Annotated in this window: 18 protein-coding genes; 11 read left to right on the top strand and 7 right to left on the bottom strand. The window is 46.4% G+C overall.

Going from position 1 to position 22738, the window contains the following annotated elements; translation table 11 throughout:
* Window positions 1-591: 591 nt before the first annotated feature.
* Window positions 592-1887: an NCS2 family permease gene (locus DVY93_RS04195; protein ID WP_193006788.1), complete on the bottom strand. Its 1296-nt coding sequence runs from the start codon at window positions 1885-1887 to the stop codon at window positions 592-594.
* 455 nt (window positions 1888-2342) lie between these two features.
* Here DVY93_RS04195 and tolQ point away from each other — a divergent pair, with 455 nt between their 5' ends.
* The 5 genes from tolQ (at window position 2343) to DVY93_RS04170 (ending at window position 7958) form a co-directional block, all read left to right on the top strand.
* Complete coding sequence (gene tolQ, locus DVY93_RS04190) at window positions 2343-3077, top strand: protein TolQ (protein WP_198334727.1); 735 nt, start codon at window positions 2343-2345, stop codon at window positions 3075-3077.
* Window positions 3074-3532 (top strand): protein TolR, encoded by a 459-nt coding sequence (gene tolR / locus DVY93_RS04185; protein WP_198334726.1) that lies wholly within the window; start codon window positions 3074-3076, stop codon window positions 3530-3532. The genes tolQ and tolR overlap by 4 nt, the downstream gene beginning before the upstream one ends.
* A gap of 60 nt (window positions 3533-3592) precedes the next feature.
* On the top strand, window positions 3593-4600 hold the full coding sequence (locus DVY93_RS04180) for a cell envelope integrity protein TolA (protein WP_230709280.1): 1008 nt from the start codon (window positions 3593-3595) through the stop codon (window positions 4598-4600).
* Window positions 4601-4736: 136 nt separating this feature from the next.
* Window positions 4737-6029: a PD40 domain-containing protein gene (locus DVY93_RS04175; RefSeq protein WP_198334724.1), complete on the top strand. Its 1293-nt coding sequence runs from the start codon at window positions 4737-4739 to the stop codon at window positions 6027-6029.
* A gap of 522 nt (window positions 6030-6551) precedes the next feature.
* Complete coding sequence (locus DVY93_RS04170; RefSeq protein WP_230709278.1) at window positions 6552-7958, top strand: nucleobase:cation symporter-2 family protein; 1407 nt, start codon at window positions 6552-6554, stop codon at window positions 7956-7958.
* Window positions 7959-8038: 80 nt separating this feature from the next.
* On the opposite strand, the gene DVY93_RS04165 is transcribed toward DVY93_RS04170, so the two are convergent.
* Window positions 8039-8704: a TetR/AcrR family transcriptional regulator gene (locus tag DVY93_RS04165; RefSeq protein WP_230709276.1), complete on the bottom strand. Its 666-nt coding sequence runs from the start codon at window positions 8702-8704 to the stop codon at window positions 8039-8041.
* Window positions 8705-9201: 497 nt separating this feature from the next.
* Between DVY93_RS04165 and uraD the strand changes: the two genes are divergently transcribed.
* From uraD to DVY93_RS04135, 6 genes are all read left to right on the top strand, one after another.
* Window positions 9202-9723, top strand: a complete 522-nt coding sequence (gene uraD / locus DVY93_RS04160) for a 2-oxo-4-hydroxy-4-carboxy-5-ureidoimidazoline decarboxylase (RefSeq protein ID WP_230709275.1) — start codon at window positions 9202-9204, stop codon at window positions 9721-9723.
* Window positions 9724-9838: 115 nt separating this feature from the next.
* Window positions 9839-10207, top strand: a complete 369-nt coding sequence (uraH, locus tag DVY93_RS04155; protein ID WP_230709274.1) for a hydroxyisourate hydrolase — start codon at window positions 9839-9841, stop codon at window positions 10205-10207.
* A 141-nt stretch (window positions 10208-10348) separates the two neighbouring features.
* The gene (locus DVY93_RS04150) at window positions 10349-11668 is read left to right on the top strand and encodes a urate hydroxylase PuuD (RefSeq protein ID WP_230709273.1); all 1320 of its coding nucleotides are present in this window, start codon (window positions 10349-10351) and stop codon (window positions 11666-11668) included.
* A gap of 332 nt (window positions 11669-12000) precedes the next feature.
* Entirely contained in the window at window positions 12001-12981 is a 981-nt protein-coding gene (gene puuE / locus DVY93_RS04145) for an allantoinase PuuE (RefSeq protein WP_230709272.1), read from the top strand.
* 65 nt (window positions 12982-13046) lie between these two features.
* Window positions 13047-14168: an allantoicase gene (gene alc / locus DVY93_RS04140; protein WP_230709271.1), complete on the top strand. Its 1122-nt coding sequence runs from the start codon at window positions 13047-13049 to the stop codon at window positions 14166-14168.
* Complete coding sequence (locus tag DVY93_RS04135; protein ID WP_230709269.1) at window positions 14168-14698, top strand: ureidoglycolate lyase; 531 nt, start codon at window positions 14168-14170, stop codon at window positions 14696-14698. Before alc ends, DVY93_RS04135 begins: the two co-directional genes overlap by 1 nt.
* Before the next feature lie 88 nt (window positions 14699-14786).
* Here DVY93_RS04135 and guaD read toward each other — a convergent pair whose 3' ends face one another.
* The 5 genes from guaD to DVY93_RS04110 all read right to left on the bottom strand — a co-directional run bounded on the left by guaD (window position 14787) and on the right by DVY93_RS04110 (window position 22637).
* A complete protein-coding gene (gene guaD / locus DVY93_RS04130; RefSeq protein WP_230709266.1) occupies window positions 14787-16211 on the bottom strand; it encodes a guanine deaminase in 1425 nt (474 codons plus the stop codon).
* Window positions 16212-16294: 83 nt separating this feature from the next.
* The gene (locus DVY93_RS04125) at window positions 16295-17341 is read right to left on the bottom strand and encodes an XdhC family protein (protein ID WP_230709264.1); all 1047 of its coding nucleotides are present in this window, start codon (window positions 17339-17341) and stop codon (window positions 16295-16297) included.
* Entirely contained in the window at window positions 17334-19907 is a 2574-nt protein-coding gene (xdhB, locus tag DVY93_RS04120; protein WP_198334714.1) for a xanthine dehydrogenase molybdopterin binding subunit, read from the bottom strand. The genes DVY93_RS04125 and xdhB overlap by 8 nt, the downstream gene beginning before the upstream one ends.
* Before the next feature lie 80 nt (window positions 19908-19987).
* Window positions 19988-21688 carry a xanthine dehydrogenase small subunit gene (locus DVY93_RS04115; protein WP_230709262.1) on the bottom strand — a complete coding sequence of 567 codons (1701 nt, stop codon included), beginning with the start codon at window positions 21686-21688 and terminating at the stop codon, window positions 19988-19990.
* A 700-nt stretch (window positions 21689-22388) separates the two neighbouring features.
* The gene (locus tag DVY93_RS04110) at window positions 22389-22637 is read right to left on the bottom strand and encodes a transposase (RefSeq protein ID WP_269062812.1); all 249 of its coding nucleotides are present in this window, start codon (window positions 22635-22637) and stop codon (window positions 22389-22391) included.
* Window positions 22638-22738: the final 101 nt, after the last annotated feature.

Genomic DNA, 22738 nt, shown 5'->3' with positions numbered 1-22738 from the left:
CAGCAATAATCAAAAGACCAAACAGCACCATCACAAAACGGGAAAATCCAGCATAGGCTGGAAATGGTTAAGTAGGTCGTTCGAGTGTTAAACGGGCTACGTTAACAATACAAAGGCAACAACAAACAGTTAAGCGGCATTAGTGCCTTCTTCTTGTTAGTAGTGAAAGGAGTGTGATGGTCAGACTCATTAGTGGCTTATCAAAATAACGATAAGGAAACATCGCGTTGATTATCACTAAATCTGCCATCTTATATGACGCTAATTCACTGTAAGAAAAACCTCTACGGCGTTGATTGAGGTGATGCGCTTAACTTGGGCATGGTAGCATGAAAAAAATTTTCAAACTAACACTATTTATTATTTTCACAAATTAATATATTGCCAAAAAACCAACCAGTTATCAGTAGTTTACAGACTATGACGCGTTGGTTACATTTTGCTATTTACTGTTTAGTATTGGGGTTTAATTGTAGTCCATATTATTAGGCTGTTGCCTAAGACGATGTCGCTGTCAAAGAAAAACCCTCTTGATCTTTTATGATCAAGAGGGCGAGATTACGAGAGCCGTCCCTACGGTAAAAATGTGTCTTATAAAAAGACAATCTTAAGTAATAAAATGATGGTTAATAACCATACCGCCACACTAATCTCAGAGAACTTGCCCACAATTGCTTTAATCGCCGTAAAAGTGATGAAGCCGAGTGCAATACCGTCCGCGATAGAGTATGTCAGCGGCGTAAAGAGCAATACCACCACCACAGGCGCCGCTTCTGTGAGGTCACCCCAGTTGATGTCTTTTAGTGTGCCCATCATAAGGACAGCCACATAAAAAATGGCACCAGCAGTCGCGTAAGCAGGGATCATTCCCGCTAATGGAGAAAAGAAAACACTTAATAAAAATAACACCCCAACCGTGACTGCCATCAAGCCTGTACGGCCACCTGTCGCAATCCCAGCGATACTTTCCATATAGCTAGTCGTCGATGAGGTACCTAGTAATGAGCCTGCCACAGTCGCTGTTGAATCGGCTAATAGTGCCTTGCCCATATTATGGATATTACCATCTTTGTCAGTCAGGTTGGCCTGTCTCGTCGTCGCAATCAAGGTACCTGCGGTATCAAACAAATCCACAAACAAAAAGGCAAAGATCACACTGATCATACCGACATCGAACGCCCCAGCAATATCAAGCTGTAGCAACGTTGGCGCAATTGAAGGCGGCGCAGAGACAATCCCAGAAAACTGTGTGTAGCCTGTTAGTAAACTAATCAAAGCAACCAGTAAAATACCGATCGTGACCGCACCTGGGACTTGCTTGTAAGACAAACCGATAATAACAATAAAACCCAACGAGGCCATTATAGGACCAAATGACGTCATATCACCAAGGCCAACTAAAGTCGCATCGTGACTTACGATAATGCCGGCGCTTTGTAAGGCAATAAAGGCTAAGAACGCACCGATACCAGCGACTACCCCATTTTTAAGAGACATTGGAATGGCATTAATGATCGCTTCACGAACTTTAAACAAGCTGAGCAGTACAAAGATACAACCAGACAAAAACACGGCACCTAACGCTGTTTGCCACGCATAGCCCATACCCAGAACCACGCCATACGTAAAGAAGGCGTTGAGACCCATACCAGGGGCTAACGCCACCGGTAGGCGAGCATAAATACCCATGATAAAACAACCTACCGCGGCCGCCAAACAGGTGGCCACGAATACAGCGCCTTTGTCCATACCCGCATCTGCTAATACGTTAGGGTTGACAAAGATAATGTAAGCCATTGTCAAGAACGTGGTTGTACCAGCGATGATTTCTGTTTTGATCGTGGTATTGTCACCATTAATCCCAAAATAGCGTTCAATTGCATTCATAAGTGTCGCCCCGACTGGCCAGTAAAAAGTTGCCACTACCTAAAATTCAACATGATTTTAGCAAAAAATAATGATGCCACAATTAAGAAGAACGTAGTAACAAAGCGTAACATATTAGACGAGTTATCTTACAAACTCAATCTCTGATAGTGTCTAATTCGTATAAAACTATCATTTGCGTTGACTGAAAGATACTGAGCAAACACCTACCTTTGTATTTGGCACAAACGTAGTACTTCGCTTCTATGGTGACTAGAAAATACTGACAAGTACCAAAAGTTGGATACGTCGCATTTTCGATCGGTTTAACACTTTAATAAATGACCTTTTCTGTATTTAGCAGTACACTAGGCGGTTGATATCAGTATGCAGAATGATCGCGCGACTCTATTTTTAGTTAGCGACGTTACGATTTAATCTGCGTATCGCACCATGCCAGTTATTATTCATTATCCATGAGCCCATACATGCCTGAATCCTTAAATATTATCGACCTTATTACTCAAGCCAGCCTTTTGGTACAGATTGTGATGGCGTTATTGCTGTTAGCGTCTCTACTTAGCTGGGTGATTATATTTCGTATGAGTGCGCGGCTTGGTACAGCCAAAAACTTCGATCAACAGTTCGAGACTTGGTTTTGGTCAGGGGAAGATTTGGCCAAACTCTATCAAGGGGTGCAAGGCTCACCTGAGCGTCAAGGGCTTGAGCAAATTTTTTATGTCGGGTTTTCGGAGTATTTAAGAATGCATAAAAAACGCCAACCCAAAGATGACATCATCGATGGTGTTGAGCGTAAATTACGAGTCGGCTTAGGACGACAGCAGCAATTGTTAGAGTCAGGGTTAACGACCCTAGCGAGTATCGGCTCGGTTGCCCCTTATATTGGGTTATTTGGTACCGTCTGGGGCATCATGAATGCCTTTTTGGGGTTGTCGCAAACTGAGCAAGCGACGCTAGCTTCTGTCGCCCCCGGTATCGCTGAAGCCTTAATCGCCACTGCCATGGGTTTATTTGCCGCTATTCCAGCCGTACTGGCCTATAACCACTTCACGGCTAAATCTAGTCGCCTCTATGACTCACGGGCATTATTTTGTGATGAAATGACCGGCATGCTCCAGCGTGAGACCAGTGCAGAACACATCGCTCATAAAGAGACCCAATCTACTGCCAGCCAGGTGAGAGGGTTATGAAGCAAAGTCCCTATCGCCGTGAAAAAAAAGCGCTGAATGCGGAGATGAACGTCGTGCCTTATATCGATGTGATGTTGGTGCTGCTCGTGATATTTATGGTCACCGCCCCGATGCTGATTACGGGTGTCGATGTGGATTTGCCAAAAGAGCAGACCAATACCATGAGCCAAAGCCAGCTTCCAGTCATTGTTTCTTTGACCGATAGCGGTGAGATTTTTATCAGTTATGAAAATAACATCGACTTGCCCATTAGTGAGCCCGAGCTGATTGATACCCTATCCAATCTGCAAAACCAAAGTAGCAATGCTGGTGCTCAGCCTTTACAAGTCATGATTAACGCTGACCAAAACAATCAGTATGGCGCCATCATGACACTCATGGCAACCTTACAACAAGCCGGTATTGAAAAGGTCGGTTTGTTAACCGGTGCACCCTTACCCACACCCACATTGTAATAAACCCTATGCTTAGCAGCGCTTGTTATAATAAAGTAGACAATTTGATGACCCTCGTTTTTGAGTATCCCTATCATGCGTAACGCTCCTACCGTTTATGTGCCAACCCAACCTGAAGGTAACGGGCTAACATTGCCGACGTTGCTCAGTGTGTTGGCTCATGCTCTGGTGATTGGCATACTCATTTATACCTATCAACATACCGACGTAGAAACCACTGGTAGCATCGAAACCGTCATGGTGTCACCTGAACAGCTGGCTGAAATGCAAGGACAAATATTGGCCAATCGTGCAGCAGCGGCCAGTGCGATACAGACCAAAAGTGATGCAACCAGTACCCCACAGACAGAAACCTTTGATGGTGGCGCTAGCACTCAAGCCCCAAGCCAGCCAAATTCTCAGCGCGAGCCTGTCTTTACGCGCACTGAAGATCCTACCAACCGCACCATGCTAATGAGCGAAGAGCAGCATCAGCGCGTGCTTGAGCAAAACCAAGAATATGAGCGCCGTATGGCTGAGTGGGCCGCACAACTAGATGAGTCAGTGACAGAAGAGCATGAGCAAGTCGAACAAGACAAAAAAGAGCAGCGCATAGAAGAACAAAAAAAACTGGGAGATTTTCGTAGTAAACAAAATACTCAGCCTAGGATTACGCGCCCTACTGAAAATGATCGCAATATAGAAATCAATACTGGCAGCGCCGGTAAAACCTTTAGTCTATCAGATGGACAGTCCACCATTTCTGGTGATATAGCAACGTCTAGCCCTACCAAAGGCAGCAGCCAATCTGCCTCAAGTGGTAATCGCGGTGCAAGTAACAGCGAAATCATCCGCTTAATCAAACGCAACTATCATCCGCCTACCGCAGCGAGAGGCTCAACTCAGAGTGCCACGCTCACCATCACCGTCAACGCTAGCGGAAATATAGTCAATGTGTCGGCGTCAGGGCCTGACAGTGCCGTCAATGATGCAGCCAAACAAGCCGTATTAAACACGGGCAAACTACCAATCGACACTGATGACCCGAAATACCCCACCTTTACCATACAGTTTAAGGGCAGCAATTAATCAGTTGCTCACATCTTATATTATTGATAACGTTACATTAAGTGGCTTGTACCGCAAAATATCCTGTCTTATCTTAATGATTCGCTAATCACCTATAAAAATGATAATCACCCTATTTTAGGAGCTCAACCGACTCATGCATACCTATAAGAAACTATTCGCCTCTTTGCTTGCTTCTACCTCGACTCTGCTCATTTCGCCTAGTTTGCTTGCCGCGCCTGTTGTCTTAGAGTTGGATTACGAGATTCCTGTCCAAAAAAATCAAGTCGCTTTTGTGCCATTTGCGGGTGATTCTGTGCTATCGCCGATTGTCTTAAACGATTTGAGTAAAACAGAGCTAAAAATCACCAGTCAGAACTTACCACAGCAGCCGCATAACAGTAGCGAGCTGGCAGGTACGTTGCCGGTATGGCAAAGTATGGGAATTCCTTATTTAGTCGTCGGTAATACTCGCAGCAATCGCGGCAAAATAGTGACCAATTACGAAGTGATTGATGTAAAATCTGGGCGGGTTATTGAGGGCAAGCAAAGCCTAACCGCTGATAACAATAAAGACAGCATGCGTTATGCAGGCCATGTCATCGCTGATAAAGTGTATGAGCTGATTACGGGCGTTCCAGGTGATTTTTCAGGGCGTATTGCTTATATTGAAGAAGTTGGCACTGGAAAAGGGAAAGTATCACGTTTAAAGGTCATGGATGCAGATGGTGAAAACGCCAAAACCATTACTGAAGTAACAGGCTCTATATTCTCACCAACATGGTCGCCAGATGGTAACCGTATCGCTTATTCGGTACAACGTGATCAATCTTATCCAGTCATTTATGTCCAAAATGTGAGTGGCGGTGGAGCCAGAGCGTTAACGCCTTTTGCTGGCAGTAATTTGAGTCCCGCGTTTTCCCCTGATGGCAGCACCATACTGTTCTCAAGCAGCTTTGAAGGCAGCGCCGATATTTATGAGATGAGCGTCAGTGGCGGACAGCCAAGAAGAATCACCAACTGGCCGAGTAGTGAAGTACAGCCAAGTTACGCACCTGACGGCAAATCTTTTGTATTTGTTAGTGATCGCGCAGGATTCAATAAGCCGCAGATTTACCGTTACGAATTTGGTTCAGGTCGTACGTCTAAAGTCTCAAGTAGTGGCTATGCGACCAGTCCACAGTTTAGTAGCGACGGCTCTAAAATTGCCTTTCTAAATGGACGCTCAGCCGCCATCATGAATAGCAACGGCGCCATCACTGCCAATTTGGGCAATACTGGTATCGATGAGGCACCAAGCTTTTCTCCCAATGGTAAGCGCGTGGTATATGCCTCCACCCAAGGCGGCAAAGGTGTGCTAACGATTAAATCACTTAACGGCGGTGAATCATTCGGCAAATCTGGTCAAGGTGTCATCCGCTCACCCGTGTGGTCATCTAGCCCTCAGTAATCTTTTATTTGCCAAAAGCATTCTATTGGGTTGAGTCTCAAAAGGCTGCCACAGGATAGTATTAAAAGTAGTCTACCAACCTAATGATAAAAAGCAGCCCCAATCATAATTATTGTGATTGGGGCTGCTTTTTTATGACGTATCGCTGGACAGCACGTTAATAAGGTGATGGTTAGCACAAAGCTATGGCGCTATCGCAACTGCCTCATGCGAAATCACGCTCCTTCTCCCCTTCCCTAGGTAACAAATGAGTAAACGCGCAGGATCGAAAAAAAACATTGCAATGGTTTGTATTTTGCATATATCCTAAATAGACCTGACTAATTGGTCAGGTTATTACAGTAATAGCCAACAAATATCACACAGGTTTGTGGGCTGTTTCAAACACGGATGTGTGCCCCTATTGTTTAAATCGAACAAACGAGTCAAGAACTGGGTTTAACTTTTACCTACTGATTTATGACATTGGCTGATCTCTACAGTTAAGCGGGTGCTAAGCAGTTACTTTAGGAGGAAACCACCATGAGTGAAAACGATCCAGCAAACACCGATTTACTGTATAGACTGCATGACCGTCCTACCCCCCTTAAAGCCTCTTTAGGTGCGATACAGCACGTACTCGCCGCTTTCGTCGGTATCATTACCCCCTCGCTCATCATAGGAGGCACCTTAGGCTTAGGAGAACATATCCCCTATCTTCTTAGCATGTCGTTAATCGTGTCTGGGGTGGCAACCTTCATCCAAACTCGTAAAGTGGGCCCTGTCGGTTCTGGCTTGATGGCGCTCCAAGGAACTAGCTTTGGCTTCTTAGCTGCGGTGCTTACCGCAGGATTTGTGGTAAAAAACCGAGGCGGTGGTCCTGAGGAGATTTTGTCAGTGATCTTTGGGGTCTCATTTCTCGGTGCATTTGTTGAGATTTTTCTGAGTCAGTTTATTACCAAACTCAAATCCTTTATGAGTCCTATTGTGACTGGTTGCGTTATCGTTACGATTGGTCTGTCCTTGACTAAAGTAGGTCTAACAGATTTGGCGGGTGGGTTTGGGGCTGAGGATTTCGGCAGTATACCGAACCTGCTCTTGGGTGGTGGCGTGTTGGCAAGTGTGGTACTTATTAGCATTATCAATAATAAAGTCATTCGTTCTAGCGCTATTTTTATCGGTTTGATGCTCGGTCTGCTCGCAGCTATGTTTATGGGGCGTATCGACTTTTCCTTGGTCGCTGAAGCGGCTTTTTTTACGGTTCCTATCCCATTTAAGTACGGCTTTGGTTTTGACTGGCAGGCTTTTATTCCGGTTGCCTTTATGTACATCATTACCAGTATTGAAACCTCGGGCGATCTGACTGCAACTTCGATGATTTCAGGTGAACCGATTAAAGGTCCTCTATACGAGAAACGTATTAAAGGTGGTGTATTGGGAGATGGTATCAACTCTCTGATTGCGGCAGTGTTTAATACGTTCCCTGTGACCACTTTTAGCCAAAATAACGGTGTAATCCAGATGACTGGGATTGCCAGTCGCTACGTCGGTTTTTATGTCGCTGGTATTTTATGCTTGATGGGACTCTTCCCAATCCTTGGGGCCATTTTCACTCAACTGCCCAAACCTGTCGTTGGCGGCGTGACGCTACTGATGTTTGCCACGGTCGCAACTGCGGGTATTCGTATCCTATCTACCGTGAACTTCACCCACCGCAATGTCTTAATTATTGCCACCTCGTTGGGGCTAGCGACAGGCATTGCGTTCGTGCCTGACGTGCTCTCACAAACGCCGCAGTTTTTTCAAAACATTTTTGGTTCAGCGGTTACCATGTCAGGGATTGTGGCGATCACACTTGATATGATTCTGCCAAAAAACTACGGTGTCGAGTTTGATACTGCCGCGCAACATGCTGATGACGGCTTAAAACCGATTCGCGAAGTGGCGTAAGACAGATATCTATTAGTAAAAAAGGTGCGATAGAATCAGTCTACGCACCTCTTCCGCTAATCAACGTGGCTTAATCACACTCACTCAAGGCCACAGCCTCGCAGGATAAACGGCACCAAAAACTCTGCCGCCCGTGCTTCATCCTCTGCATCATAAGTCGCCTTATCCATCAAGCCGACAATTTCGATCTCAAACTCTGCATAACGCTGAGTCGTGGCCCAGATCAAAATCAATAGCTGGAGTGGGTCGTCAATCGCAATCTTACCTTGCTTGTGCCACTCTCTCATCACTTGCGTTTTATCGTGCACCCACGCTTTCATGGTTGTCGACATAAAATCATGTAAGTGCGGTGCACCGCCAATGACCTCAAGGGCAAACAGTTTATGACGATTAGGATTCACAAATGCTTGATGTAATTTGGTCCGCACAAATTTTTCGATGACTGTTTTGGGGTCACTGTCTACCGTCATGGTGACCAAGCCTTCATTCCACTCTTGGATGATAGAGCGCAATACGGCTTTATACAGATTTTTTTTATTTTTAAAGTAGTAATGCACATTGGCTTTGGGTAATCCTGCCCGATCAGCAATCCCTTGCATGGTGGCACCGCGAAAACTTTGGAGGACAAACTCCTCTTCGGCGGCCGCTAAGATAAGCGCTTGATTGTGCGCGCGCGTGGCTTGTTGACTACGATGCGAGGGCGCATCAGTAGATAGCATGTTGACCTTTTGGTTGTGTTGCGTCATAGCGGTAGTGTCTCATTCCAAGTGGCAGGTTCGAAAAAGTAGTCGCTATACTCCCTTGTATATTCTGATATCAGAGCATAAAGTTTGGGAATATAACGGGCTAAATAAAAATATTTATTATAAAACAGTTGACCAATTAGTCAGGTTTTAGCAAAATGGGGGCTGTAGATCACTCACATTATGACTAAGATGACTCGATCATGTCATTTATGCGGCCAAAGTATCAGTGTTTTCTCTATAAATCTGTTTCATATTGTCAGTCCATCATGAGGTAAACATCAGCAAACGGAATACAGTCTATACCCTCACATGATTGACAAGACACATAATATCGTCATTTGACTTTGAGTTGGTCCTGAGACCAAAAATATCAATCCCTTAAACGTCTGTCTATACCCTTAAGTTTATGCAAATAACCAGAATGTTTAAACCACTATTAAGCAATCACTGTCCGCTACGTGTAGTGGGCTGTCCTAACATAATAAAAGGAAGTCATCGTGAGCTTAACTTTAGCGCAATTTAACACTCTGTCTCAAGAAGAAGCCATCGCACGACTCTTAACCTGCTGTACCAGTAGTAACTGGGCACATCAGCTTGCCTGTGCACGACCCTTTATAGACCAAAATGCGCTATTAATGAAGAGCGACGATATCTGGCATAAGCTACAAACCAATGAGGATGACTTACTAGAAGCCTTTGACGGCCATCCACAAATCGGTAATGTCGCCTCTTTAAAAGAGAAGTATCGCAACACGCAAAATAGCGCAGCACATGAGCAATCAGGCGCTAACAATGCCGAGGATGACGTACTCGAAGCACTCGCACAAGGCAATCAAGACTATCTGGATAAATTTGGTTTTATTTTTATTGTCTTTGCGACGGGTAAAAGCGCCCAGCAAATGCTCGATCTGCTACTAGCGCGTCTGCCTAACGATCGCACCACTGAGCTTACCAATGCCGCCGCTGAACAAAATAAAATCACACGTTTGCGTTTAAACAAGCTCTTTGGCACCGCTTAGATGGCTAAGCGAATTTCGCTAAAGCGTGTCATCGTGTCTTTTACAGTGGCCCATTTATAAAATACGCTCGCAATATCACCCTATTTACGTTTCTACTGAATACAAAGGAAGCTTTATGTCTGCCACCCTATCATCGCATATTTTAGACACTCATCTTGGTAAGCCTGCCGCTGGCATCGCTGTTACCTTACACCGCGTACATGACAGCGGCGCCACCACACTTTTGGCCCATGGTACGACCAACGCCGATGGGCGCGTCACACCAGACAGTTGGCAGTTTGACACCGCCATCGATAGCACTGAGTGTCAGCTAAACATCGGACGCTATACCGTGACGTTTGATACCCTGTCTTATTTTGATACCCAGCAGCTGACAGCATTTTACCCGCAAGTTGTGATCGACTTTATGGTAAACGATGCCAGTCACTACCACGTACCACTACTACTCAGCGCGCACGGTTATAGCACCTATCGCGGTTCATAGTCTGCTTACTTATCGTCTGAGGTGTATCTTATCTATCGTTAATGTTAAACATATGCCTATATATTTTCTGGCATCACTATCACACCTCATTCCCTTGTATCAAGACATTTTATTAAGACACCATCATATTAAAGGACACTTATGGGCGCCTATCTTCTCGAATGGTTGAGTTTATTTTTCCGCTGGTTTCATGTTATCGCTGGGGTGGCATGGATTGGCGCTTCTTTTTATTTTGTGTGGCTTGATCTCAGTCTACGTAAGCCGCCGCAGTGGAAAACAGATAAAGGGATTTCTGGGGATCTTTGGGCGGTGCATGGGGGTGGTTTTTATGAGATTGCCAAGTACAAGCTCGAACCAGAAGAGATGCCAAAGACGCTACACTGGTTTAAATGGGAAGCATATACCACGTGGCTGACTGGGGCGGCGATGATGTCTATCGTTTATTATGCCAATGCCACTGCCTACCTGATCGATCCAAGCAAAATTGCCTTTACCGATGTTGGTGCCATTGCGACAAGCTTACTGTTTTTATTCGGCAGTTACTTTATTTATGAAGTCATTGTACGTAGTCATTTAGGTAAAAACGCATTAATTTTTAGCACCCTTATTTTTATCTTACTGGTCATCGCAAGCTGGGGCTCTTACCAGCTCTTCAGTGATCGCGCTTCCTTTATTCACATTGGGGCGATTTTGGGTACGGTGATGGTCGGCAATGTGTTCTTTGGTATCATGCCAGCGCAGCGCGCGCTCGTTGATTGTGTCCAGCGCGGCGAAAAGCCCGGTAAAGAAGTGGCTGAACTGGCATTACAAGCTAAAAACCGCTCACTGATGAATAACTACTTTACGCTACCGCTCATCTTTACCATGATCAGTAACCACTATCCAATGATGTATGCTCATGAGCAAGGTTGGTTGGTATTGGTCTTCGTCGGTGTCATTACCGCAACCGCCCGCCATTACTTTAATCAAAAACATTTGGGGCATAAAAAACCGCGCTACTTAGTCATTCCGGCGATACTGACGGTATTGTTGATTATCTGGATGCGCCCCGAGCCAATTGAGCCAGCCCCTGTCACGCCTGCTACGGCCTCAGTAGTGCCTACGGCCAACAATAGCACCCCACCAGCGACAAGCGCTGTTACTGACACAAACGCTGATACTGATGCGACTGTTAGTACTAGTACCACCACTACTGCAGCAGTACCAGTAAGCGCTTCGGCAGATGACGCTATGATGAATGTTGTGCATACGCGCTGTAGTACTTGTCATGCGGCTCAGCCAATCCAACAAGGCTTTGCGGCGCCTCCAGCAGGTATTATTTTACAATCGCCAAATGATCTAAAAACCCATAAAGCGAAAATAGTGACTGCCGTACAAACCGGCTATATGCCGCTTGGCAATATCACGCAGTTAACCGATGCAGAGCGCCAGCAGCTCGTGGCATATGTATCGGCACTTTGACTGGCAAACCAACACAGCGTTGTTTTTGATCAGCAGCGCTTATATAAGTAGACCATTTACAAAGATTTGAGTAGCAAAGAAAACATGTGCAAGTACGCCACTGAGTAGGCTGAGCGAGTCTCACAAAGCGAATCATATTTTTTGAGATTGATATGGTCAATATTGAATAAAATGGATACACGATACTATGCTGCGTGACTGGTACAAATTTTTCTGGCTTGCTGTGCCTACGCCGCTCGATGCTACAAAAAATTTACCCCAGCCCCGCGGTATCTTTCTTATGTTAATTTGACTATACAATGACTGCTTTAAGCGATATAGGAACCCTAATAATGACCCAAAAAATTACGAGTGATTTTGATCACAGTACGTATCCCCGCGACCTAAAAGGCTACGCTGACAACCCACCAAAAGCCAACTGGCCAGGTGGCGCAAAAATCGCGGTGCAGTTTGTATTAAACATTGAAGAAGGCGCGGAAAACAGCGTGATTCATGGCGATGGTCAGTCAGAACGCTTTTTGTCTGACATCTTAGGCACACCAGAGTTTAACAACCGGCATCAGTCTATCGAGTCTGCGTTTGAATATGGTAGCCGTGTCGGTGTTTGGCGTGTACTAGATGTTTTTAAAGAATACGGCTTGCCAATCACCACTTTCACCTGTGCAGCAGCGGCCGAAAAGACACCACATATTATCGAGCGGGTGTTAGAAGATGGCCATGAGATCGCAAGTCATGGTCTGCGCTGGATCACTTACCAGTACATGTACCGCGAGACTGAGCGTGAGCACATTCGCTGTGCCACCAAAATATTTGAGCGTATGCTGGGCGGGCAGCCACTCGGCTGGTATACAGGTCGTGATAGTCCAAACACCCGCGAGTTAGTCGCTGAACAAGGTGGTTATATCTACGACTCTGACTCGTATGGGGACGAGCTGCCTTACTGGCTTGATGTCAAAGTTCAAGATGGCAACACGATCACCCGTAAGCCGCATTTGGTGATCCCTTATAGTTTAGAGACCAATGACATGCGTTTTTCGTCCAGTCCAGGCTTTACCCATGCTGAACCGTTTTATCAGTATCTCAAAGACAGCTTTGATACCTTATATGAAGAAGGCGCGCACACGCCTAAGATGCTCACCATCGGTCTGCATTGCCGTATTATTGGTCGTGCTGGACGTATCAAAGCGCTAAAACAATTCTTGCAATACATCACCAGTAAGCCTGACGTGTGGATATGTCGCCGTGATGACATCGCCAAGCATTGGTATGACAACCACCCTGCTACGCCAGACAATATCACCGACTGGATGTAGTCCCGCATTTGTCATACTAGCCGCACACTATCAATAAATCCCATTACTAAATAACAGGAATCATTATGAGTCAAAATACCTTAGAAGTTGGCCAGCTCATCTCCGCCAATAATTTGCCTGATACCTTGCCTACATTTACCAAAAAATCAAACGTTGCGGACAGTCGTTTGGGGGCAAAATCATTATTTGCCACTGATGATTTCTTTGCAGATAAGAGCCGTATCTTAAACCCGGACGCGCCTGTGTTTATGGTAGGCAAGTTCGATGACAATGGTAAATGGATGGACGGCTGGGAGACGCGTCGCAAGCGCCATCTGGGTTATGATTACTTAGTTATTCAACTTGCCCGCCCGACCAAAATTGCAGGTCTGGACATTGACACCAGTCACTTTACGGGTAACTTCCCCTCCTCAGCCAGTATCGATGTGTTGTACGCGCCAGAACTACTACAGCAGGACGATGCTGAACTTACCAGTTTGAACAAAGAAGACTGGGATAGTAAAGACTGGCAAGCGCTTGTTGATATGACACCCCTAAAAGGTCATAACCATGATTTTATCGAGATCCATAACGACCAAACCGTGACACACCTGCGTTTGAATATTTATCCAGATGGCGGCGTTGCCCGTCTGCGCGTCTATGGCGATATCCAGCTTGATGCCAGTCTTAACCAACAAGGTGAGACGATCGATTTGGCAGGCGCTCTAAACGGTGGCCGTGCCATCGCCAGTAATGATGCGCACTTTGGTGCAGCAAGTAATTTACTGTTACCGACCAAAGCCCCTAATATGGGTGATGGCTGGGAGACTCGTCGTCGCCGTGAGCCCGGTAACGACTGGTGCATTATTGCCTTAGGTCAAGCGGGTGTGGTTGACGCCATCGAGATAGATACCGCGCATTTCAAAGGCAACTATCCTGATAAAGTCTCGATCCAAGCCGTCTACGCACCAAACACCCCAGAGCAAACCTTAGTCACCCAAAGCATGTTTTGGGAGACCTTGCTTGAGCCGCAAAAAACCAACGCCAACGATATCCACAGCTTTGGCAAAGATCAGCTCAAGCTTGACCAACCCATCACTCATATTCGGGTCAACATCTTCCCTGATGGCGGTATCAGCCGCGTGCGCGTTTATGGCAAAGTGAATACCAGTGTTGATACTAATATTGATAGCAAAGAGGCCAAATAATGACTGTCACCCTAACGGCTAAGCCTTTAACCAAAGCAGGCTTTGCCCCATACGGCTCGGTTATTGAACGGTATAGTGCTGATGAGCAAACATCAGACAACTGCTATGAGATCAATAATGGCTATGCCGTTCGCCATCATGCGCTTGCCGCAAGCAAGCTCGATGGAGGCACCGTTGGTATGAGTATCTTTCGAGCCAAAAAACGTGAGAACCCTATTGCGCTCTCAGTGATGGAGTATCATCCATTTGGGACGCAAGCATTTGTATCGATGGAAGGTCAAGATTATATCGTGGTCGTCGCTAAGGCTGGCGCGTCGCCACAGTCGCCTGATGATCTAGCGGTGTTTTATGCCAAGTCTCATCAAGGCGTACAGTACGATGCCAATGTCTGGCATCACCCCCTATTGGCCCTTGGCCGTGACAGCGATTTTTTGGTGATTGATCGTATCAATGGCGATGGCAACAATTGCCATGAAGTAGATATCACTGACTGGCAGGTGTTTATCGAATTAGAAGACGAACGCAGCTAAGCGATCGTTAAACACAGTCCAAACCGATAAAAGCCCCGTTTATATTTATCATAAACGGGGCTTTTCGTTGCGAGTATTTTTCACTAGTTTATAAAGCGTTAGATTTTTGGTAGCGACTCACGCCCGCGACCACTGTCTGCTCAATCACTCTATCATCACCCAACATCATCAGCACAAATAGCTGCTCTTCGAGCGTGTTGGTCTGTGCCATACGCCGTTCAAGTAATGCCGTTGCCCCCAGATCAATCACGACAAAATCCGCTTCTTTATTGGGCATAAAGTTACCGATCTTTTTGTCCAATAATAACGACTGGGCATTGCCCAAAGTAATTTGATACAGTCCTTGATGCGCGGACAGTGGGTTGCTTTGTAATTGTTGAACTTTATACGCCTCTGATAAGGTAGTCAGCATCGACAGGCTCGTTCCCGCCCCCACATCAGTGGCAATGCTCACACCCGTATAGCTTAATGTTTTAGGTAAATCGAACAGACCGCTGCCCAAAAACAGATTGGACGTGGGACAATGCGCTATTTGTGTGCCAGTGTCACGCAGACGCTCGTACTCAGATGTCTCAAGGTAGATACCATGGGCCAACATTGTGCGGCGACCCAGTAAACCCATATCATCGTAGACATCCAAATAGCCTTTATGATTGGGATAAAGGGTTTGCACAAAAACCACTTCATCACGGTTTTCGGCCAGATGCGTCTGTAAGTAGACACTGTCATAACTGGCATACAAATCACCCGCCATACGTAGCTGTTTGGGCGTCGACGTGATCGCAAATCGCGGGGTAATCGCTACATGCTGACGTCCGCGTTCATGCCAGTTATCAATGATATCTTGGGTGTCTCGAATACTTTGCTCGGCAGGAACACACAGCGGCGCAGGCGCGTTTTGATCCATCAGGACATTGCCTGTGATCATACGCGTATTAAGCCTATGACTTTCCGTAAAAAAGGCCTCCGCTGATAAAGGATGACTGGTAGCAAACACCATGGCGCTCGTCGTACCATTGGCCAGCAGCTGGTTTAAAAAGAACTGAGCCGTATCGTGCGCCACTTTTGGATCACCAAAATTGGCTTCGGTAACAAAGGTATAGTTATTGAGCCAGTCAAGCAACTGCTCACCGTATGCGGCAATCATGTCTATCTGCGGATAATGCACATGGGTATCGATAAAACCTGGCATGATCAGCTTATCACGGTGGTCATGTATTTTTACCGGTTCTCGGCCTTCTTGAGCTGCTGTATCAGCGTAATCCGCTAACATGGCTTGACGGCTGCCATAATCCACGATACAACCCGTCGCGTCATCCACAACCAACGCACCATCAGCGATATACTCAGGACAAATGCGCACGCCCTCGATAACAGGGAGTAACTCTGTGTCTGTAATGACTGTCGGCGTTTTGAGAGGATCAGGCGCATTGCCATCAGGTACAGTGCGTAGAGTAAGATCACTTTCAGTCAGATAGTGTAGCAGTCGAGCTTGATAAATGTGTAAGGTCATTCGTGTGTCTCACATGGCTGAATGATACTGAGCGCTTCAATTAAAGGTGATAAGATTGTACTTAGTGAGTAGCAAATTCAAGTTCAGAGGCTAGCCTGATGATACTGTTGTAAAAGCTGTGCAACGATTGAAACCGCAACAGCCATAGGCTCTTTACCCCCAACCTGCAACCCAACTGGCATGACTAACTGATCCACTATTTTTTCACTATAACCACGCTGGATCAGACGATCTCTAAAACGCTTGGCTTTGGTTGCCGAGCCAATACAGCCGATGTAAGGCATCGAAATGGATGAGCAGCTACTGTCCGTTAAATCACGGTCTAGTGAGGGGCTGTTAGCGACCACGGTATCTAGTGCTGTCCGCACCAGCTCAAAATCGACACTATGATCATGAGTCATAATCAGAATAAACCGCTGACCGCCTTGCTCGATAAATGGGCGCACAAAATCAGTAGGTTCATCATCGATATGGGGACGAATGTGCGCTGGCAAGTGGTAAAGCACTGATTGATTTTCTGCTGCTTGCGCCTGTCCATTTTTATGAATAGCGGCGGTTTGGCTAGCGGTACTGGTGCTGATTTTATTGATCAAATAACGCTCAAACATCTCTGGACGACTGTCCACCCAGTCCACCTGACAAGGCAGCTCAGCGAGGACAGTCATTAGCGCAGCAGCCACATGTCCTGCCCCAAAGACCAGAATCGACATCGGCGGCGTCACATTAAAACACTCAAACATCACCGTGACACTGCCCCCACAGCATTGTGCGAGCTTTGCTCCCAGTGGATAGTGCTTGGTGTAAACAGCATCGCGGCGCACAGCTTTAGCAGGCTCTGTAGGCCCCTTGCAGCTTATCTCAGCACCTTTGAGCTTTATCTCTTTTGATACTGTTTCGGCCATCTCGCCGTTCAAAAGTTGCCGCGCGGTGGTAACTACGTCGTGTTCCAAACCGCCGCCGCCGAGCGTGTCCACAATACTACGCTGCGTGACGATCATTTTTGCCTGCAGCGCTCGGGGGGCCGACCCATTCACTGCTACGATCGTTGCCAAAACGTGGGCAATGCCTTGCTGCTGATATTTCGCCAAACCGTCATACCAGACGACTGGTGTTGCTAACGACTCATTCACTGTGCGCAGGCCCTCTTGCCCCTGCTACATTTGGATGCTCTATCGCCTCAGGCTGATCATCCACTTGCCTGCCCTCGACCTCCGCTGGATCGATGTCTTTGGCATGACGCACGTCTTGCGGCATCGCCTTATCATTATAAAGATCGCTGTTTTCTTCCGCACCCTTGATTAGACTCAAAACCGTATCGGTGTCTACTTCAGCATCCACTTCCCAAGGGGTGCCCTGCATACGCATGACTGACTTCAGTACGGCTTCTGGTGTCGCAGGCATGGTCAGCTCTGGGTTTTTCTGATAATCACCAAGACTGGCAACGGCATTATTGATAGCGCACCAAACGCTTGCGGCCAACATAAATGGCGGCTCACCCACCGCTTTAGAGTTATAAATCGTCTGCTCGCTGTTTTTTCGGTCATACAATTTGACACTCCACTGCTTGGGCAAATCATGGGCAGTTGGAATTTTGTAGTTGGCAGGACTGTTAGATGCAAGCTTCCCTGTACTATCCCAAATCAGCTCTTCAGCGGTCAGCCAGCCCATTCCCTGAACGAAGCCACCTTCAATCTGCCCAATATCAATAGCAGGGTTGATCGACTGCCCAGCGTCATGCAGTACATCACAGCGCAAAACTTGATACTCGCCTGTCAAGGTATCAATCTCAACCTCAGCGCAGGCTGCGCCCAATGCAAAATAAAAGAAAGGACGACCCCATGCTTTAGAGCGATCATAAAATATCTTGGGCGTTTTATAGTAGCCGGTAGACGACAAGCTAATCCGGTTTTGATACGCCAGCTGGATCATTTCAGCAAAAGTGAGTGTCTCTTTGTCACCGATATAGACATGATTTTGCTCAAACCGAATGGCTTCTTGCGCCACTTCAAAGTGCTCAGCCGCAAACTCAACGATACGCGCCTTAATACTCAGACAAGCATTTTGTGCCGCTTTACCATTAATATCTGTACCTGATGAGGCCGCAGTTGGTGAGGTGTTCGGCACTTTGTCCGTACGCGTCGCTGATACTTTAACGGTATCTAAGTCCACATCAAACTCATTGGCAACGATCTGGGCAATTTTGATATATAGCCCTTGTCCCATCTCTGTCCCGCCGTGATTGAGGTGGATACTGCCATCGGTATAAATATGTACCAGCGCGCCTGCCTGATTGAGGGTCTGCACGGTAAATGAGATACCAAACTTCACTGGCGTCAGAGCGATACCAAGGCGTTTGTCGCTACCTTCAGCGGCGGCTTGTTGATTGGCTTTTATGATTTGCTGACGGCGTGTCTCATAATCACTGTCTTTGGCAAGCTTGCTCATAATGGTGGCCAGATCAAAATGCTCAATTGTCTGCCCATAGTGAGTGCTTTGACCATTTTGATATAGGTTTGCCAAGCGCACTTGCAGCGGATCTTGTCCCAACGTATAGGCAATATGATCCATCATATATTCAGCCGTCATCAACCCTTGTGGCCCACCAAATCCTCGATAAGCAGTGTTAGATACCGTATGTGTCTTACAACGATGCCCTGCCACATGAGCCGCAGGATAATAGTAGGCATTATCACAGTGGAACATCGCTCTATCGACGATGGCATCGGACAAATCCGGTGAGTAGCCACACAGTCCAGCCAATTGCATGTCGACGCCTAGTATACGACCAGACTCATCTAAGCCGACTTCATAGCGATTAGCAAACTCATGGCGCTTACCGGTCACGACCATGTCATCTTGCCGATCTAAACGCATGCTGACTGGCACATTGTGACGTTTAGCGACGATACCGCACAGACACGCCCACGCAGCAGCTTGCGTCTCCTTACCACCAAAACCGCCACCCATACGGCGCACGACTGTATTGACCGCGTGGAACGGCAAATCCGTCACTTCAGCGACGAGTTGCTGTACTTCACTCGGATGCTGTGAAGACGTATATACCTCTAGTCCACCATCATCACAAGGCACCACATAAGACACTTGTCCTTCTAGGTAAAAGTGCTCTTGCCCGCGCATATGAATATGACCTTCAATACGAACTGGCGCGTTCTCAAGTGCAGTCGCTGCATCACCGCGCTTCATAAAATGACTCGGGCGCACGTACAGCTCTTGCTCTAATGCCTTATCAATACTCAGCACCGCTGGTAGTGGCTCATACTCTACCACCGCTTTCAGAGCTGCTTTTTTGGCAGCGCGATGACTGGTTGCCACCACCACAAATAGCGTCTGACCCACGTATTCTGTGAGTTCATCCACCATCAGTGGCTCACCATCAAACACCGCACCAATGTCTGTCTGTGCCGGTAAATCTTTGAAGCTTAAGACATCCACGACGCCATCAGCGTCTCTGACAGCGCTTAAATCCATATTCAATACACGGGCATGGGCATGATTACTTTTACCCACTGCCAGATGCAGAGTGCCTTGTGGTTTTGCGATATCATCCACATAGGTCGCTGTCCCCATCACATGGCTGATCGCACTGTCATGCTTGGCTGAGGTGCCAATTTTGTTTTTTGGCGGACGCACACGGCGGATACTGTAACTGTCAAATAAGGATGAATGGTGGCTCATAGCAAATCTCTTCTATTAGTACGCTTTTATGAATGCTGCTGTTTATTTTGGCAAATATCACTACTAGATTGCTCTGGCCATCAAACGCTCTCAGCCTGTAATTCTTTTACCAATTGCTTGCCGCACTTTACCAACAGCCGCTGTACCACATGGGTGCGATACTCCCGGCTGGCTCTGACATCAGTCATTGGTGTCACATCGGCGGATAACACTTGTGCTGCCTTCTCAAAACTCGCAACTTCGGTAGCTTGACCAATAAGCGCTTGCTGACACTTTGTGGCCAACAGAGGTATTGCCGCCATGCCGCCTAAACCCAGCTTTGCGTTTTCAATAGACGTGCCATCTGCTGACACATCGATTCGTGCAGCCAGCAAACACGCCGAGATATCATCTTCATAACGTTTGCTAATTTTATGAATAAATAAGTGCTGGTTGTCCTGCATCAGGGGAAGATGGATAGCGACAACGTAACTGCCTGCTTGCAGCTTGGTCTTTTTATAATCTAAGAAAAACTCTGATAACGGTATGATCTCATCCGTATAAAGCGCGTTACTCTTATTGGCTTCACTACCTGTCTTGGCTTCACCGCCTGAGTTTTCGCGATTAAGCGCGCAATGACGCAAATGAATGGACGCATCCAACGCCAATAAAATCGGTGGCAAATCCCCAATCGGCGAGGCGTTGGCTACATTACCACCGATGGTGCCCATATTACGAATTTGCGGTGAGGCAATACGCTCAAACAGTTGAGCAAAGACCGGAAAATACTGCTCAAGCACAGGTTGCATCTGCTGGTAACTCATACCAGCGCCTATCACCAATGATTGGCGTTTGGCTTGATGATTACTCGATTTATCACTATTTGAGTCAGACAGCGTCCAAGATTTTAGAGCCTTAACCCCTGAGAGCTGAATGATGACATCATGATCGACCAAGTGCTGTGTGACACTCAATCCTAAGTCTGTACCACCTGCCCAAATAGTTGCCTGAGGATTGGCAGCTAACAGCGCATCAAGCTCATCTAAGGTTTTTGGGATATATAACTGCCTTACAGCATCAATCAGGGCAGGTTCAACAGTCATAGATGCGCCATCGTTTAACGCAGCTGCCACTGGCGCCTCTTTAGATACTGCTGACTCTTTTGTACTTGCCATGACATCTGTCGCTAGAGTGATGGTCAAGTCTTTCACCGCTGACTGCTCAGCCTCTCTTCGCTGACCGATATCGCTCATCAATAGGCCTGCTTCGATAATAGGCCGGTACCCTGTGCAGCGACACAGATTGCCAGATATCGAGGCAACCACTTTCTCATAGCTCAGTTGATTGGCTGTGGCGCTCTGGCTCACCACCTCTTGATTTTTCTGCATACGATTGTTTTCGTAGACACAAGCAAGCGACATCACAAACCCAGGCGTACAAAAACCGCACTGCGACCCATGACACTCCACCATGGCTTGCTGCGCTGGATGCAGCCACGCACGTTCTGGATGATGCTCAGGATTGTCCGCCAAATAAGACGCGGTCATAAGATGGTGACCATCCATGAGCGACACCAAAGTGATGCAAGAATTGATGGTATAAAACGGTTCGGCATCATCTTGCGGCTGACCTGCCACAGGTAGGCGCTGCACCATGACGGTACACGCCCCGCAGTCGCCACTACCGCAGCCTTCCTTGGTATCCGTTTGGCCTTCATGCAATCGTAGATACTCAAGCACCGTCGTATTAGGGTTAAGCTGGGTTAGCTCATGGCGTTTCCCATTCAAATAAAAACTAATCATAGCAAGACTCGGCTAAAATAAAATAATAAATATAAGCATAAGGCTTAAGGACGTGAACGGCTGGCATACTAAAATCAAGTGCTTGACTTGTATCACATGGCAATCATTTAGACAGCGCTTCTTAGCGATCGATACGAACCCACATACTGAGCACGCTGATGACTACAATACTCTATTATGTTAGATAAAGAAGGTTATTACACACCATGATCCATCAAACTTAAAAATATAAAGACATCCCTTTTCTCTTGAAAGCGTGGCATTAAAGGTAGCGGCAATTGTGTGTCAGTCTCGATAGAAAACTGACACCAGATGATACTTGACTATTTGGTCAGCTTTCAACATATTATCACTATTCTTATTTAGAATACAACCCATTCGCACGTCCGTAAAAACTCTGGACAGGGGCTTGTATTTTGGATGATACAGAGGGTTAGTAAAACGTAGAGAGGGTTTACGAACAGAAAAACCCCTACTATCATAAATAGATCATTTTCTTTAAAAGTAAAAGTTCCGCATACATCGCTTCTAACCGTTCCAAAAATCTTACTCAAACCTAACTAATATTAACTATTAGCCAGATTTGACGTTTTCTTTCTACTTCATTGTCACGCGCTACCTCTCATTTGAGAGTTAGACTGACCACGACTCCACAGACTTTTTTTAATTGGCGATGGAACTCACCGTCCAATAAACGAGGTTATGCCGCTGTTAAAATAACAGTCGCGTTATTTAAAATATTGATGCTGGCGTTGAGGTCGCGGTTATGAGAAACCTGACAGGCAGGACAGATCCACTCACGTATTTTTAATGTTAGCTCATCTTTACCAAGGATATGATTACAGTTTGAGCAGGTTTTTGAACTTGGATAAAAGCGCCCCACTGATTTAACCACTTTGCCTTGCTCATTGGCTTTGTAGATATGACCCCTGCCGTCAAATCCGTACAACTAAACTTGGGAGATTTTAGTTACGCAGCCTGACGATAATAATCAAACCACACCTGTCTTGGCGATTTATAGCCTAAACCCTTTTGAATTCTCGTTTGGTT

This window comes from Psychrobacter sp. CCUG 69069, assembly GCF_021023115.1.
GTDB lineage: Bacteria > Pseudomonadota > Gammaproteobacteria > Pseudomonadales > Moraxellaceae > Psychrobacter > Psychrobacter namhaensis.
Note: the sequence above shows the minus strand (reverse complement) of the source record. Positions and strands in the feature narration are given on the sequence as shown.